An 11,873-nucleotide genomic window follows, 5' to 3' on the forward strand; every position below is an offset into this window, starting at 1 on the left:
CGGGGATTCAAGGTACTGTCGAGGCGGGAGCCACGGATCCCGGCTTGCTTGAGGGAGTGCACCTGATCCGACGTCAGGGACAGAAGCGTGAGACCACAAGGCTGAGTCCCGGAAACATACAGGCTAGGATCTGATAGCAGAGCGACTTCACAGCTCCCGTAGGCATCACTGCCGGCACATCCTTTCCTGCAAAGATCGCCCGGATGACCTGCTCCTGTCCCTTTCTGAAACTGAGGTAGCCAAGGTGGTCCTTCAGAATCTCCAGTGTTTGCTTCATAGAATCGGTGTCTGACACGTATGTCCCGCTTTCATACCGCAGATCAACGTATTTAGCACAGCAGTGTGTACAATACAAACCGTGAACCTTACCCGGGAGATGCCCTATGCCACAACCACATGTTTCCGTCATAGTCCCCGTCTACAACGCGCATAAGACTTTGATGCGCTGCGTCGACTCGATTCTCACACAGGAATACCGTGACCTCGAACTCATACTCGTCGACGACGGCTCAACCGATGACTCAGGGGAGCTCTGCGACGCGGTCACGGAGCGCGATAAGCGCGTACATGTGATCCACAAACCTAACTCCGGAGTCTCCGACTCCCGCAACAGAGGGATGAAGGCGGCAGCCGGTACCTACATCCAGTTCGTCGATGCAGATGACTGGATCACGCCTGATGCCACCAAGCTCTTGGTGCGCAGCATCGAGGAATACCCAGTTGATATGGCGATCGCGGACTTCTACCGAGTCGTGAACACCCGGGTCGCACGGAAGAGCGACATCGATACCGATACCGTAATTACCCGTGAGCAGTACGCGGACCTGATGATGGAGAGCCCCTCGGATTTCTACTGGGGCGTGCTCTGGAACAAGCTCTACAAGCACTCGATCATCGAGCAGCACTCCATCCGTATGGACCCCTCGATCTCTTGGTGTGAGGACTTCATCTTCAACATGGAGTATGTCCTGCACACGAAGACCATCTATCCGCTGCATGTAGCGATCTACTACTACGAGAAGAGCAAGAGCTCACTCTCCTCCCAAGGCGTGAACCTCGCCAACACGATCCGCATGAAACTCAACGTAATCGAATACTACAAGAACTTCTTCCAGCAGATCATGGGTGAGGAGGACTACGAAGCCCGCCGCCCTGATATCTATCGCTTCTACATTGACTCCGCAAGCGATGGCGGGGTACTCCCCCGGCCCCTAAGCGCCAAGCTCGGGACCGAACGGATCACGGTCGATGTAAACCCTAACCTCACGATCAACGCGCAATCAGAACTCTTCTTGACCAATCGTTTGCTTGACCGCTACCTCGATACCACCGCGGAAGAACACGATCTGGATTTGATCGATGCGCGGGTTCTGCTCTATCTGAGGGACTGCCCCTACCCTAAGACCGTCCACGAGATCAGTGAGTACTGCGGCAAGACCACCGGTCAGGTGACGCGTTCCATCCAAAAGCTCAGAGTCAGAAATATGCTCAAGATTACCACGGAGAAGGAAAAGACCCTTAACAAGAAAGGCAAGAAAGTCACCCAGCGCCGCCAGCGCTTTACTTTGACCGATGAGGCGCAACCAGTGATGCAGTCTATCGATCAAGCCTTGCAGGACTTCGACAGCGCACGGTTTGCCGATCTCACCCAAGAGCAGAGAAGCCAAGCCAAAACAATTGAACACCTGACGGATAGGGCCCTTAGACAGACCTTTCTCCCCCCAGCCGGGGCTTGCCGCATATGGTGAAAACAGACAGAAACGCTCCTTTCCGTCACAGCCAATAAGTATTGGGTATCATATCAGCACTTCGATCACGTGCATCCCTAAACCCTAGGACGGCGACATGGAACTCAGAATCGTGTGTGACTCCTCCTCAAACACCTATGAGCTGGAAGGCGCGGACTACCGCTGCGTTCCCCTGACGGTCACGTTGAACGGAGAAGACTACGCAGATGTTGAGGATCTCAACCTCGATAATTTCTATGCCGCAATGTCACTCTGTAACGGTCCGAGCACCACGAGCTGTCCCAGCCCTTCGATCTGGCTCAAGGCCTACGAGGGGGCAGACCGTGTCCTGGCAATCACCTTATCTTCGCGGCTTTCCGGCTCCTACAACACCGCACAGCTGGCGGCCAGCGAGTACACGGAACAGAACTCCGAAGCTGAGGTAGCGGTGCTTGATTCCCGCTCTGCGGGCGAAGAGCTGGTACTGTTGGCCCAGGAGGCCCAGCGTCTGGCAACCTCTGATGAGGGCTACTCCCTCTCACAGATCATCGAGAGGCTCCATGAGTATCGGAAACACACCCATGTGCTCTTCACACTCTCAGACCTCTCCCACCTGGCCCGCAATGGACGCATCAATCCCGCCTTAGCCCGCTTTGCCCACACCTTGGATATCCACATCCTGGGCACCGGCAACACGGAAGGCATGATCGAGATCCTGAGAAAATGCCGGGGCCAAAAAAAGGCGCTCAGAGCTGGGATCCGTGAGATACAATTGCACCACTACACTGGCAAGAAGCTCTATATCTCCCACGTACAGAATGAGGCGGGTGCCTACACACTGGAGCACGCCCTGCGTGAAGTGTGGCCAGAGGCAGATATCACGATCCAGCCCTGCCACGCCTTGTGCTCCTACTACGCGAATCTAGGCGGTCTCATCGTATCCTATGTGGACAGTAAGACTGCACCGAAGCACCCGATCGATCAGATGAGCCTCCCGAATCTCCCCATCAATCCGCTCCACTTGATGAAAGACGACAGCGAGTAGCTGCCTTTCTATGTGCGCTTCGCTCCTTTGATAACACGATGCTCCGTACGACGCTAAAACACGTTGTGCGGAGTATTTTCATATTGTCTATGTACTGCTCGGTAAGGGACTACTGATTATTGCACTGAAATAAGCCCACTCTAACAGTCTAGATAATGAGTGATGGTGTACCTACGTCGAGCTGCGAAGGCTTGCATCGGCCATCATCATAGAGTGAACCACTCCTGCAGTTTCAGGCCACCTATCACGGGCTTGGTTAACCCAAAAGAGCTAGATCTACCAGTTAAGGTAGCTTTTGCATGTTGGCCTTGGGTATGCCCGTGAAGCGCTAGATTCACCCGTTACCTGATATGTAGCTCTTCCTGTCAAGAGGCATGACAGCCCCATCCCAGATTTCTCCGGGCTGGGACTATCTTCTATATCGTCCTTCGGAAGCCCTGTGCCTTTATAGCGTATCTGATTCAACGCACGACTGCGACTCTGATATCCGCGCGTTGGGTAGCGCACTGTGATACTTTCGGCTGAGGAGTTCCGCGCATCTAGACGATATGACCCAAACCTATGAACAAGGGAGGGCTTGCCGCCTGAGTTGAAGCAGGGCCTCTCAAGGACCAGAATGATTGCTGCTGCAGCAACGAGAACCGGAAGGCCCCTATGGACAAGACTACCATCAGCACGGCAGGCATGGGGACGGCATTTAGGATCGACAGCCATTCGAGGACGACGATGCTGTGCGCCCTCATCCTTAAGACGGGAGAGACTGCGCTCCTTCCGCAACAACCCGTAGTCTGACATCAGGGCATGGATGGCGCAGGAGTGCTTCTGAAAGCCTGCCATCGACGTCTTGCGAGGCAGGCTGCACGGGCTTTGTCCCTGCACGGATGCTCAACGACCAAGGATGTAAAGGTCGTGCCCATAGCGCCCTCAAGGATGTCCACCTGCTGGCCTACTCCCGCACGAGGAAAAACGACAGGAACGACTCCATGAGGTTCGCAAGGCATGGCAGATGCAGACAAGCTCCACAGGGTGTGGGTACCCACCAAGGAGATAGCAAGGCTAAAGGGACGCGGTGTGTGCCCTCGGTGACCTTAAGGCAGCAGAAGAAGGTACACCAGCGCGTGCCCGACCTGCTTGCCGCCACGGGATTGTCTGGGAGGAGAGGACGCCCGCAGACAGGCAAAAAGAAGCTTTAGGGAGTCGACTTCTGGGCATGGCTGCGTGCCTGCGCCCTTGTCAATCCAGGATCGCAAGCGACGCTTCTTGCCGACATTCGGGCTGCGAAGTCCACAGACGAGCAGTACGGCGCGATGATGGAGAGGGTGCATCCCCTTGCATCCACGTGCACGCTCGCCCCTGCCCGCGAGGCGCTCCTATGCCTTAAGGGCGTCGGCTTCAGGTGCGCCTTTACCTTCTGCGCAAAGATGTGTGACTTCTCCAGGCTCTGTTCGGGGAGGAGGGTCACATCCTGGCTGGGGCTCGCTCCCGTCGCAATCGTCAAGCGCCGACTCCCGCAAGCTGACTGGTATATCCAAGTGCGGCCCCAGGCTGCTAGGGAAACGATGATTAATTCGCCTCGATGAGACCAGTGGGGCCGCACGCTGTATGACATCGGCTCAAAATGTCTCGAACTATGCAGTGCCCATACCCACATAAATGCCTATCTGCCTGCGGATATGTTATAATTACAGCAACGTATTCCAGCATATCCAAAAGGCAGATATGGACAGACAGATGAGCTTTTAGGACCTTAAATCCTAAGGTAAAAGGAGAAAGACCAGACGAGAGGCACACCTGGAGCGGATGGATGCGATCGTTGCGTGGGATAGCTGGATTGCACTGGTAGAACCCAGCTACCATTCTCAGGCGCGTGGCAGGCATGTGCGCGGTGCGGAGACGATGCTTAGGATGTATCCTGCTTTAGGTCATGTTTGGGCTCTTAAGACGAGGGAACTTAAAGATGCTATCCTGGATTGCCACTCCTGGCAGCGCTTCTGTGCACTTGGACCTCATGTCTGAGCAGGTACCGGATGCAACGATAAGAGCGAAGATGCGCCATAGCCTCGAGCGGCAGGGACTCGGCAAAGCTATGCTTCACGACCTGAATTCAGAACTCGAAAAGGCAGGGATCACGGCGCGGGGTGGCTCCATTGTGGATGCGACCTTCACCTGGGCCCTAAAGCTTAACGAAGAACCAAGACCGTACGCGTAACCCTTAAAGCGCACCAGTCCAAGAAAGGGGGAGCCTGGCGTATCGGATACAAGGCACATATCGGTGTGGATGCCGCAGGCGGCCTTGTGCATGGTGTGGAGACGACCGCCTAGAATGTATCCGACATATCCTGTGGCACATACACTCATAAGGGAAGATGACAGGTTCTGCTATGCAGACTTTAGGCTATATAGGTATAGCGAAGCGCCCTTAAGGACGCATAAAGACCCACACCTCTCATCTATGCGCTGGAGTGTCGCAAGGAAACCTTCGACCATAAAGGGTCTTGCCTGTGCGCTTTCAGCCGAAAAAAGCATCGAGTCCAGGAAGGCATCCGTTCGCTCAAAGGCAGAAGCACCCTTCCTTATCGTGAAGCGGCGCTTCGGCCCCTTAAGGAAGCGCTACAGGCGGATAGAGAAGATGCCTGCACACTCGAGTCTGCCTCGCCCTTGCAAACCTTACCCATGTGCATCTCTGCCGGCAGGCTGCACCTCCCGGCTCCCAGCTTCGCTTAATCCGTCTTGGAGCCTTCTTGCGGTGCATGGGGCAGGACAGATGTAAGGATAGCGGCTCCTGCACGTGCTGGATGAGCATCCTTCCCTGCCTTTCCCACATACCGACCGCGAAAAGTCGTGTGGTCGGTCCCCTCTGACACGTTATGGGGCATTAATCATCGTTTCCCTAGGCACAAACAGATGCATAGATATCAATATGCTCTGTGGATTGCGTTTGTAAGAACATTACAGGGTGTGATGACCCTCCCAGCATGCGGAGGCTGTACTGTGCAACAGGCACGGTAGTTGTCTGGACATGCCTCAATTTTCAGGAATGTGGAGTGTTGCATCCCTTTTAATGTTTCAGGATCGAACTCGTACACCGGCTGTATCCAAACTAAACTTTAGGCAACCGGAAAATGACTATGATGGAATAGATAAAACGATAGAGGCACGGTTTGTGCCTACATAAGCGGAAGATTCGAGAATAGGTTTTCAGATTGCCGAGTTGGAACATTCACACCGCTCATGTGGAGCGGCTGCTTCGGGAAGCAGACGCTTTGAGCTTAGGGATCCGCGATACAAATTGCTTTCTATTTGGGAACTTTGTTCCCGATATCTATGTCGGTTGGATGGTACCGGATATCTCCCACAAGATCGATTACTGTACCACCCATTGGGCACATTTGACCTCGATTCCGGTATCGAGCTACCAGAGCTTTTGGAATGCCTACATTGCAGGGCATGAGCCCAGTGAAGTCTTAGATGTGACGCTCGGGGCGTGGGCACATCTCGTATGCGATGCGGGCTACAACACTGCCACACGACACTACATCGCCACGATCGGCGTGAAGCCCTCTGATCAGACTCGCATCAGAAAAGAGAATGATTTTGAACTATATGGGCGGACCTACACCTTGCATATGGGCGTGAAACTGACCGATACACTCGTGCAACAATGTGCCCGTTTCCCGCAATACACTATTGAAAAGTCTGATGTTGTCAATACTGTTGCCGTAGCAGACACGATCGTCGAGAAAAACAATGCGGAGCATCTCAATCAGGTACCTGCCTACGATATGCTGACGCCAGAGTTCTTCAAGACGACCAGTGATGCGGTCAATACAACTCTATTGGCAGGGCTCAAGAAAATCGGGAGCGGTAAGAGGATTGAGCGTGTTGATGTTCCAAAAATATGAAGGCGTACCCCTGCATGTACAGGTCGCGGACTTTGCGCGCGACAAGATCTATTCGAGAGAGTGGGGCGTCAACGAACCGATTCCATCAGAACATGAATTGATGGATATGCTCCATCTGTCCCGTGGCACGGTCCAGAAGGGGATACGTGCCTTAGTTGATGAAGGACTACTCGTACAACAGCGCGGACGCGGTACCTTTGTGGTCAAGCCGGTCGTAACGAATCCTTCAGGCAACCGCCTGCTTTCGTTTGCAGAGTCGATGAAGGCGCGGGGTGTCGAATATACGACGAAGGTCGTCGCGAAGCGGACTGAACCTGCTAAAGAGGCTTGTGCCCATGCGCTGGGTATCGATAAAGGGGATAGGTACTTCTATCTTGCACGGCTACGTTCGGTGCAGGGTAAACCCGTGATGCTGATTGAGAGCCATCTAAACCTCCAGCAAGTCCCGGGTATCGACAAGATTGACTTTGAGCACCAGCCGCTCTTTGCGGCGGTCGAGCAGAGTACCGGACACTCGATTGGTCGCTCAGATCAGGTCTACTGCGCCTGCGTGGCCGGAAAGATGCGTGGCCACTGGCTCGAGTGCGACGAGAAGGCGCCGGTACTGAATACTGAGCAGTGGGTCACGCTAGACAATGGACATGTGTTTGAGTGGGACCTGGTGTGGATGCCTGCCAACCGTTGTCAAATCTCGGTCAGAACCAATCGGATGCACTAACACGGGTACTGTCAATAGTCTTGCGCACTTTCAGCTAGCCTGCCCATCACTCATTAGGCGTGGTTGAGCATCTCTTACGCCTCTTGGAGCGATAGTGTCAGCAATGTTGGTTAATGCCCCATCCTGCCCGGGGCCAGGAGGCCGTCTCGAATCCGGAATCCCTGGCGCTATCCTATGCTATCTCCATCCCATCTGCAAGCTCAAGGCTGGCATCTATTGCCTTCCTGGCGAGCTCCCTGAGCTCTGCCAGCCTCTCCGGCATGGGAGACAGAGAAGGTCTGCGCTTCTCGAAGAGCTCTGCGATGACCTTCTCAGAGAAGTAGCGCTCGCCTGCCTATATCTCTCATCCTGCTCTGCGAGGACCGATCCCACGAGCCTCATGAGCGACTTCTGTGAGGGGAACACCTGCACGACCTTCGTGCGGCGCTTGATCATCTGGTTGGTGCGCTCTTGTAGGTTGTTGGTGCGCAGGCGCTTCCAGTGGGATGCAGGGAAGTCCAGACAGGCGAGGGCATCCGCCTCGGCGTCCTCCCAGATCTCTGCCGCCTTGGGACAGCACTTCTCAAGCATCTTAGCCGCGAGGTGGAAAAGGGCGCGCACCTGGTTGGTGTCCTTGGCACGAAAGATGGGGGCCATGATCCTTGCCACCCTCTTCTTCAGGCTCCTGGAGCCTGCGGCGGCTATGCAGTTCCTCATGAGATGAACGACGTTGAGCCCTGTCAATATAATTGGACAGAGGAATCTCAGATTTTTTATGCGGTCTGCATCACCTTTGGATCGTATGCAAGGCCTCTCTCGAGGCGCTCGAAGAACTCCTGCATCACCTCTGCCGGCACGCGATCTCCTATGGACTTATGCGGGTGGAAGCGGTTGTAGTATGACTCGATTAAACTCGTGTGCCTTGTGCTTGGTCGTGGATGCATCTAAGAGGCGCTTATGGTAGTACCACACGTTCTTGAGCGTGGCGAAAAACGATTCGGCGAGCGCATTGTCGTGGCAGCTTCCGGTTCTCCCCACGGAGAGCCTCACGTCGTGTGCAGCTGAGCAGGCGGCCAGCTCTGAGCTTATGTACTGGCTGCCTGGGCTGCTTAGAATATGGCCCCTCCAGCCACGTATCCGCGCGAATATGCCATCTTCAGGGCAAAGACGACAAGGCCTGCCCTCATGTTGTCCTGTATGCTTCAGCCCACCACCATGCGCGTGCACAGATCGTGTGCGACGGCAAGATATATAAAGCCTGCCGTGGTCCTGCGATAGGTTGTATCGCCCACGAGCTTGGCTGTCGGAACGGGACACGAAAAGCCGCACCGGGTGAGGGCGGGGCGCTCGGGGGTATCAGATGCGGGCAGCGTCGTCCTCTTGGAGGCATTGGATCAGATGCCGCAGATGCCCAGCTTAGCCATGCACCTGCGCACGCGGTAGCGGGTCGTCACTGTAAATTTTGCGTAACTTCGGATCTCCTGTGAGCTTGGATCAGACCTTGCGAAAGCTAAAGCGCCTGTCGCTTTCCTCCCATATCGCGCAGATGGCCTGCTTGAGGGGACCCCACGGGTCGCCACCGCCTCCGGCCTTGAGCCATCTGTAGAAGTGAGCCCTGCTCACCTCCAGTACGCGCGCCATCATCGAGACGCTATAGGTCGCCCTCTTCTCCAGCATGAGCTAAAACCTGTCCTTCAACAGAGGCTTCTGGCGAAGAAGGCTGCCACTTTTCTTGGGAACTTATTCTCGCTCTCGAGCTCGTGTATGCGCCTGTTGGCCCTGTCGAGCTCCTTCTGCTCCTCGGTCCTTTCCTGGGTCACCCTTTTGGTCTTTGAGTGCTTGATGATCCAGTCGTTTAGGGTCTTGTCGTTGATCCTTAAGCTTCGCGGTGCATCCTCTGATGCTCTTCTTAGGGTTGGCCTTACGTGCCTTCCTGTAGTAGTCGATAGCCTCGAGGCAATACTTCTTCAGTGTAGTGTTTGGGTGGTGCCGGCTTCGTGCGGGACTTTGCCTTCTCTATCTCGCTTGCGCTTAGCGACATCTCATCTCTTCAATCTGCTGGTGTTGGTAGGTGGGTATCTGGACAGAGCATATCTGTTGCCAGTCCCTGAATCCCACTGTCCACCAAAAGATTACAGCTCAAACTCCTTCCAGGAGCCGTACGACTCGCTATCCACGACGGCAAGGCCCCAAGATGTGCCTCCAGCCGTTAGCATCGCAGCCTATGGTAGTGACGATAGCCGTGGAGAGACATGACCTTCCCGTCTACACTTCACGTAGGTGGCATCGAGCCAGATGTAGGGCATCGCAAGATCTCCCAAGGGACGTCCCAGCAGCTCCTCGACATCGGCATCGAGGCTTTTGGCTTATGCTGCTCACCTGGTCCTTCGAGAGCCTGTCTTTGGACCTTCCTGGTGCTCGTGCCCATCGCATACATCTCGGCCACGGCGGCTATGAGTGCCCTGTCCATCCTCTGGTAGTACTCGAGGATGTCGTCGGGGAAGAAGCTTGCGCCCCTGAACCTGGGGATTTTGAGGTTCAGTGTTTCCACACAGGTGTTGAGCGTCCTCGGACGCTATGCGTTCCTGCTGTTGCCACAGGCCGAGCATATCTCCTTCGTCTCCGGCGTCCATCACGGCGTTTACCACCATCTCGGCGAGCTGGCAGAAGAGCTCCTGGAGGTTGATTGATCCGTCTGCGAACTTCGGCATCTCTGCCGCCGCGGCCGCGCACACGGCCTGCTTTGCTATGCTGTCCTTTGGCCTTCGTCCTTTCCATAAACCTGTTATGCTGCGATTCCAAATTCTAGGACGCAGGCCCCCTCTTTTCCTTCGGGAAGCCCTTCAGGCAGTCAGATGCTTACACCAACACTGATAATGATATCGCGGTTGCAACTGCGCCGACACTCGCGCAAAGTCGACCGTGGGAGCGTATGCTCCCATCGTAGTAGCTTGCGACAGGGCGCTGGCCCATACACCACCAATCGTCGTCGCAAGGACTGACCTTGAAATGACTTGCCGCGCCCTGCCGCGGGCATCCCGAAGGCCCGCCATGACCTTATAGGAGCATAGGCGCTGCCAGCAGGCCGAACAGCCTGATTATAGCGCTCCCTTCAGTGTTGTGTCTGGCCCACTGGCGGGGTGCCCAGTGAAGATGGGGAGGCTGCATGGAAGGCACGTCTGTCGTTTACGCCGGCATCGACACGCACAAGGAGGCGCACGTGCTGTGTGTGCTGGACGCCATGGGCAGAAGTGACCTTCAGCGGGGAGTTTCCGGCAGACAGGGCCGGATACGAATCGCTCGTAGAGGCGATGCAGAATCGTACGGTGTCGCCATCATGGAGGTCCTGCGGCCCAAGCGAGACAAGAGGCACAGGGGCTCCAGCAAAAACGATGCAATCGGTGCCACAGCCGGCAAAGGCACACCGGTGCCGAAGTCGAGGGATAGCTGGGTCGAGGCGGCAAGGACCCTCGTGCGTGCGAACGTCGACAGCTGCATCTAACGCCGTGAAGTCCCTGTTCGGAGCGGCGCCAGAGGAGATCCGTTCGAAGTTTGCCAGGATGGGAACTTCCGAAATGATGAGGTCGCTTGCCAGGAAGAGGCCAAAGGGTGCTGAGCTGGTCGCCGACTCGCTGCTTGTGCTCCAGGCGCTTGCGAAGACATGGGTAGCCGAGCTGGAGGCGCTCGTGGTAGAGCTTGTGCAGGACAATATGCCTGTCCTGCTAAAGATATAGGGCTGCGGCCCGCTGCCCTCGGCATTTACAGCGCTGCGCGCAGCGGCACCCCTCGAGGCATCGAGCGGCAAGCCTGTCAGATACCGACTTAACCGACAGGCTTTCCGGGCGCTGTATACCATCGCGCTCAGCTGCATGCGCTACGACGAACGGTGCTGGCCTACATCTTCAAAAGGATAGCCAAAGGCACATCGAAGCGCGAGATCACAAGATGTTTGAAGAGATACATAGCTAGACAGGTCTTCCGTGCTCTTTTGAACCCGGGTACCAAAAAAGCACGAGTGCGAAGAGGGCCTTAAAGTCGAAACGGCTGTCGGCACACCTCACTTAGAGGGAGGCCGCTTTAAGGCTTTAACACCGAGCCCGTCAGGATCAACGAGATCGAGCGCGAAGCGAGGAAACACTGCGAGCTTTAGGACAGATACTCGATGCTCCTATCCGAAATATGCAAGAGACGTGAGATGACTCTTGACACACCATAGGAGCGTCCTTGGGGGCACAATCGGAACCTCCGCTCGTAGGCAAGAAGCTCACCACCATGTACCAAAAGCTTCCGGTCAATGACAACTTGCCGGATGCTCTACACCCGTCCCAACACCTATACTCATATCGTCGACCGTGTGTTGACGCGGGGGAAATCACACGTGGTCCCTCGGATCATGGAGCAGACTGGGCTGGACGAGAAAGCCATAACAATACTCTTCACCTTTACCGCCTGCGAGGACCTCATGGTCAACCGTGAGCTCGCCTGAAGCCGGGGACCTGAGT

The 11,873-nt window shown here is 55.5% G+C and carries 18 protein-coding genes and 1 pseudogene; 12 read left to right on the forward strand and 7 right to left on the reverse strand.

Annotated features, from left to right (window positions below; translation table 11 throughout):
- Window positions 1-73: 73 nt before the first annotated feature.
- Window positions 74-277, reverse strand: a complete 204-nt coding sequence (locus J4859_RS10345; protein ID WP_212329635.1) for a hypothetical protein — start codon at window positions 275-277, stop codon at window positions 74-76.
- A 106-nt stretch (window positions 278-383) separates the two neighbouring features.
- Between J4859_RS10345 and J4859_RS10350 the strand changes: the two genes are divergently transcribed.
- The 3 genes from J4859_RS10350 to J4859_RS10360 all read left to right on the forward strand — a co-directional run bounded on the left by J4859_RS10350 (window position 384) and on the right by J4859_RS10360 (window position 3,564).
- On the forward strand, window positions 384-1,748 hold the full coding sequence (locus J4859_RS10350; protein WP_212329636.1) for a glycosyltransferase: 1,365 nt from the start codon (window positions 384-386) through the stop codon (window positions 1,746-1,748).
- Window positions 1,749-1,845: 97 nt separating this feature from the next.
- The gene (locus tag J4859_RS10355; RefSeq protein WP_212329637.1) at window positions 1,846-2,772 is read left to right on the forward strand and encodes a DegV family protein; all 927 of its coding nucleotides are present in this window, start codon (window positions 1,846-1,848) and stop codon (window positions 2,770-2,772) included.
- A 654-nt stretch (window positions 2,773-3,426) separates the two neighbouring features.
- Window positions 3,427-3,564, forward strand: coding sequence for a hypothetical protein (locus J4859_RS10360; protein ID WP_212329642.1), 138 nt, complete (start codon window positions 3,427-3,429; stop codon window positions 3,562-3,564).
- A 397-nt stretch (window positions 3,565-3,961) separates the two neighbouring features.
- Here J4859_RS10360 and J4859_RS16290 read toward each other — a convergent pair whose 3' ends face one another.
- Window positions 3,962-4,270, reverse strand: a complete 309-nt coding sequence (locus J4859_RS16290) for a hypothetical protein (RefSeq protein WP_249113595.1) — start codon at window positions 4,268-4,270, stop codon at window positions 3,962-3,964.
- Here J4859_RS16290 and J4859_RS17755 point away from each other — a divergent pair.
- The 5 genes and pseudogenes from J4859_RS17755 (at window position 4,194) to J4859_RS10380 (ending at window position 7,392) form a co-directional block, all read left to right on the forward strand.
- Window positions 4,194-4,352 carry a hypothetical protein gene (locus tag J4859_RS17755; protein WP_371812247.1) on the forward strand — a complete coding sequence of 53 codons (159 nt, stop codon included), beginning with the start codon at window positions 4,194-4,196 and terminating at the stop codon, window positions 4,350-4,352. The genes J4859_RS16290 and J4859_RS17755 overlap by 77 nt on opposite strands.
- A gap of 413 nt (window positions 4,353-4,765) precedes the next feature.
- Entirely contained in the window at window positions 4,766-4,981 is a 216-nt protein-coding gene (locus J4859_RS10370) for a hypothetical protein (protein ID WP_212329644.1), read from the forward strand.
- A gap of 17 nt (window positions 4,982-4,998) precedes the next feature.
- Window positions 4,999-5,094, forward strand: a pseudogene (locus J4859_RS17760) (IS5/IS1182 family transposase); the annotation flags it as partial.
- 941 nt (window positions 5,095-6,035) lie between these two features.
- A complete protein-coding gene (locus J4859_RS10375) occupies window positions 6,036-6,674 on the forward strand; it encodes a hypothetical protein (protein WP_212329645.1) in 639 nt (212 codons plus the stop codon).
- Complete coding sequence (locus tag J4859_RS10380; protein WP_212329646.1) at window positions 6,658-7,392, forward strand: GntR family transcriptional regulator; 735 nt, start codon at window positions 6,658-6,660, stop codon at window positions 7,390-7,392. The genes J4859_RS10375 and J4859_RS10380 overlap by 17 nt, the downstream gene beginning before the upstream one ends.
- Window positions 7,393-7,605: 213 nt before the next feature.
- Here J4859_RS10380 and J4859_RS10385 read toward each other — a convergent pair whose 3' ends face one another.
- The 5 genes from J4859_RS10385 to J4859_RS10400 form a co-directional block, all read right to left on the reverse strand.
- Window positions 7,606-8,088 (reverse strand): transposase, encoded by a 483-nt coding sequence (locus tag J4859_RS10385; protein ID WP_212329647.1) that lies wholly within the window; start codon window positions 8,086-8,088, stop codon window positions 7,606-7,608.
- A gap of 156 nt (window positions 8,089-8,244) precedes the next feature.
- A complete protein-coding gene (locus J4859_RS16295; RefSeq protein WP_249113596.1) occupies window positions 8,245-8,421 on the reverse strand; it encodes a hypothetical protein in 177 nt (58 codons plus the stop codon).
- Between the two features lie 444 nt (window positions 8,422-8,865).
- Complete coding sequence (locus tag J4859_RS10395) at window positions 8,866-9,048, reverse strand: hypothetical protein (RefSeq protein WP_212329649.1); 183 nt, start codon at window positions 9,046-9,048, stop codon at window positions 8,866-8,868.
- Between the two features lie 17 nt (window positions 9,049-9,065).
- Window positions 9,066-9,191: a hypothetical protein gene (locus J4859_RS17005; RefSeq protein ID WP_256436717.1), complete on the reverse strand. Its 126-nt coding sequence runs from the start codon at window positions 9,189-9,191 to the stop codon at window positions 9,066-9,068.
- A gap of 452 nt (window positions 9,192-9,643) precedes the next feature.
- Window positions 9,644-9,922, reverse strand: a complete 279-nt coding sequence (locus J4859_RS10400) for a transposase (protein WP_212329651.1) — start codon at window positions 9,920-9,922, stop codon at window positions 9,644-9,646.
- Here J4859_RS10400 and J4859_RS10405 point away from each other — a divergent pair.
- The 4 genes from J4859_RS10405 to J4859_RS10420 all read left to right on the forward strand — a co-directional run bounded on the left by J4859_RS10405 (window position 9,903) and on the right by J4859_RS10420 (window position 11,857).
- Window positions 9,903-10,061 carry a hypothetical protein gene (locus tag J4859_RS10405; protein WP_212329653.1) on the forward strand — a complete coding sequence of 53 codons (159 nt, stop codon included), beginning with the start codon at window positions 9,903-9,905 and terminating at the stop codon, window positions 10,059-10,061. The genes J4859_RS10400 and J4859_RS10405 overlap by 20 nt on opposite strands.
- Window positions 10,062-10,537: 476 nt before the next feature.
- Complete coding sequence (locus J4859_RS10410) at window positions 10,538-10,873, forward strand: hypothetical protein (RefSeq protein ID WP_212329655.1); 336 nt, start codon at window positions 10,538-10,540, stop codon at window positions 10,871-10,873.
- 58 nt (window positions 10,874-10,931) lie between these two features.
- Window positions 10,932-11,105 carry a hypothetical protein gene (locus J4859_RS10415; protein ID WP_212329657.1) on the forward strand — a complete coding sequence of 58 codons (174 nt, stop codon included), beginning with the start codon at window positions 10,932-10,934 and terminating at the stop codon, window positions 11,103-11,105.
- A gap of 560 nt (window positions 11,106-11,665) precedes the next feature.
- Window positions 11,666-11,857, forward strand: a complete 192-nt coding sequence (locus J4859_RS10420; RefSeq protein WP_212329659.1) for a hypothetical protein — start codon at window positions 11,666-11,668, stop codon at window positions 11,855-11,857.
- Window positions 11,858-11,873: the final 16 nt, after the last annotated feature.

Origin of the sequence: Atopobium sp. oral taxon 416 (assembly GCF_018128285.1) — a bacterium.
GTDB lineage: Bacteria > Actinomycetota > Coriobacteriia > Coriobacteriales > Atopobiaceae > Olsenella_L.

Bases quoted from the DNA above. Each gene is read 5' to 3' on its own strand.
- J4859_RS10385 (WP_212329647.1), bottom strand. From the start codon at position 8,088: ATGAGGAACTGCATAGCCGCCGCAGGCTCCAGGAGCCTGAAGAAGAGG.
- J4859_RS10345 (WP_212329635.1), bottom strand. From the start codon at position 277: ATGAAGCAAACACTGGAGATTCTGAAGGACCACCTTGGCTACCTCAGT.
- J4859_RS10420 (WP_212329659.1), top strand. From the start codon at position 11,666: ATGACAACTTGCCGGATGCTCTACACCCGTCCCAACACCTATACTCAT.
- J4859_RS10415 (WP_212329657.1), top strand. From the start codon at position 10,932: ATGGGAACTTCCGAAATGATGAGGTCGCTTGCCAGGAAGAGGCCAAAG.
- J4859_RS10350 (WP_212329636.1), top strand. From the start codon at position 384: ATGCCACAACCACATGTTTCCGTCATAGTCCCCGTCTACAACGCGCAT.
- J4859_RS10355 (WP_212329637.1), top strand. From the start codon at position 1,846: ATGGAACTCAGAATCGTGTGTGACTCCTCCTCAAACACCTATGAGCTG.
- J4859_RS17755 (WP_371812247.1), top strand. From the start codon at position 4,194: ATGTGTGACTTCTCCAGGCTCTGTTCGGGGAGGAGGGTCACATCCTGG.
- J4859_RS10410 (WP_212329655.1), top strand. From the start codon at position 10,538: ATGGAAGGCACGTCTGTCGTTTACGCCGGCATCGACACGCACAAGGAG.
- J4859_RS10380 (WP_212329646.1), top strand. From the start codon at position 6,658: ATGTTCCAAAAATATGAAGGCGTACCCCTGCATGTACAGGTCGCGGAC.
- J4859_RS10395 (WP_212329649.1), bottom strand. From the start codon at position 9,048: ATGCTGGAGAAGAGGGCGACCTATAGCGTCTCGATGATGGCGCGCGTA.
- J4859_RS10360 (WP_212329642.1), top strand. From the start codon at position 3,427: ATGGACAAGACTACCATCAGCACGGCAGGCATGGGGACGGCATTTAGG.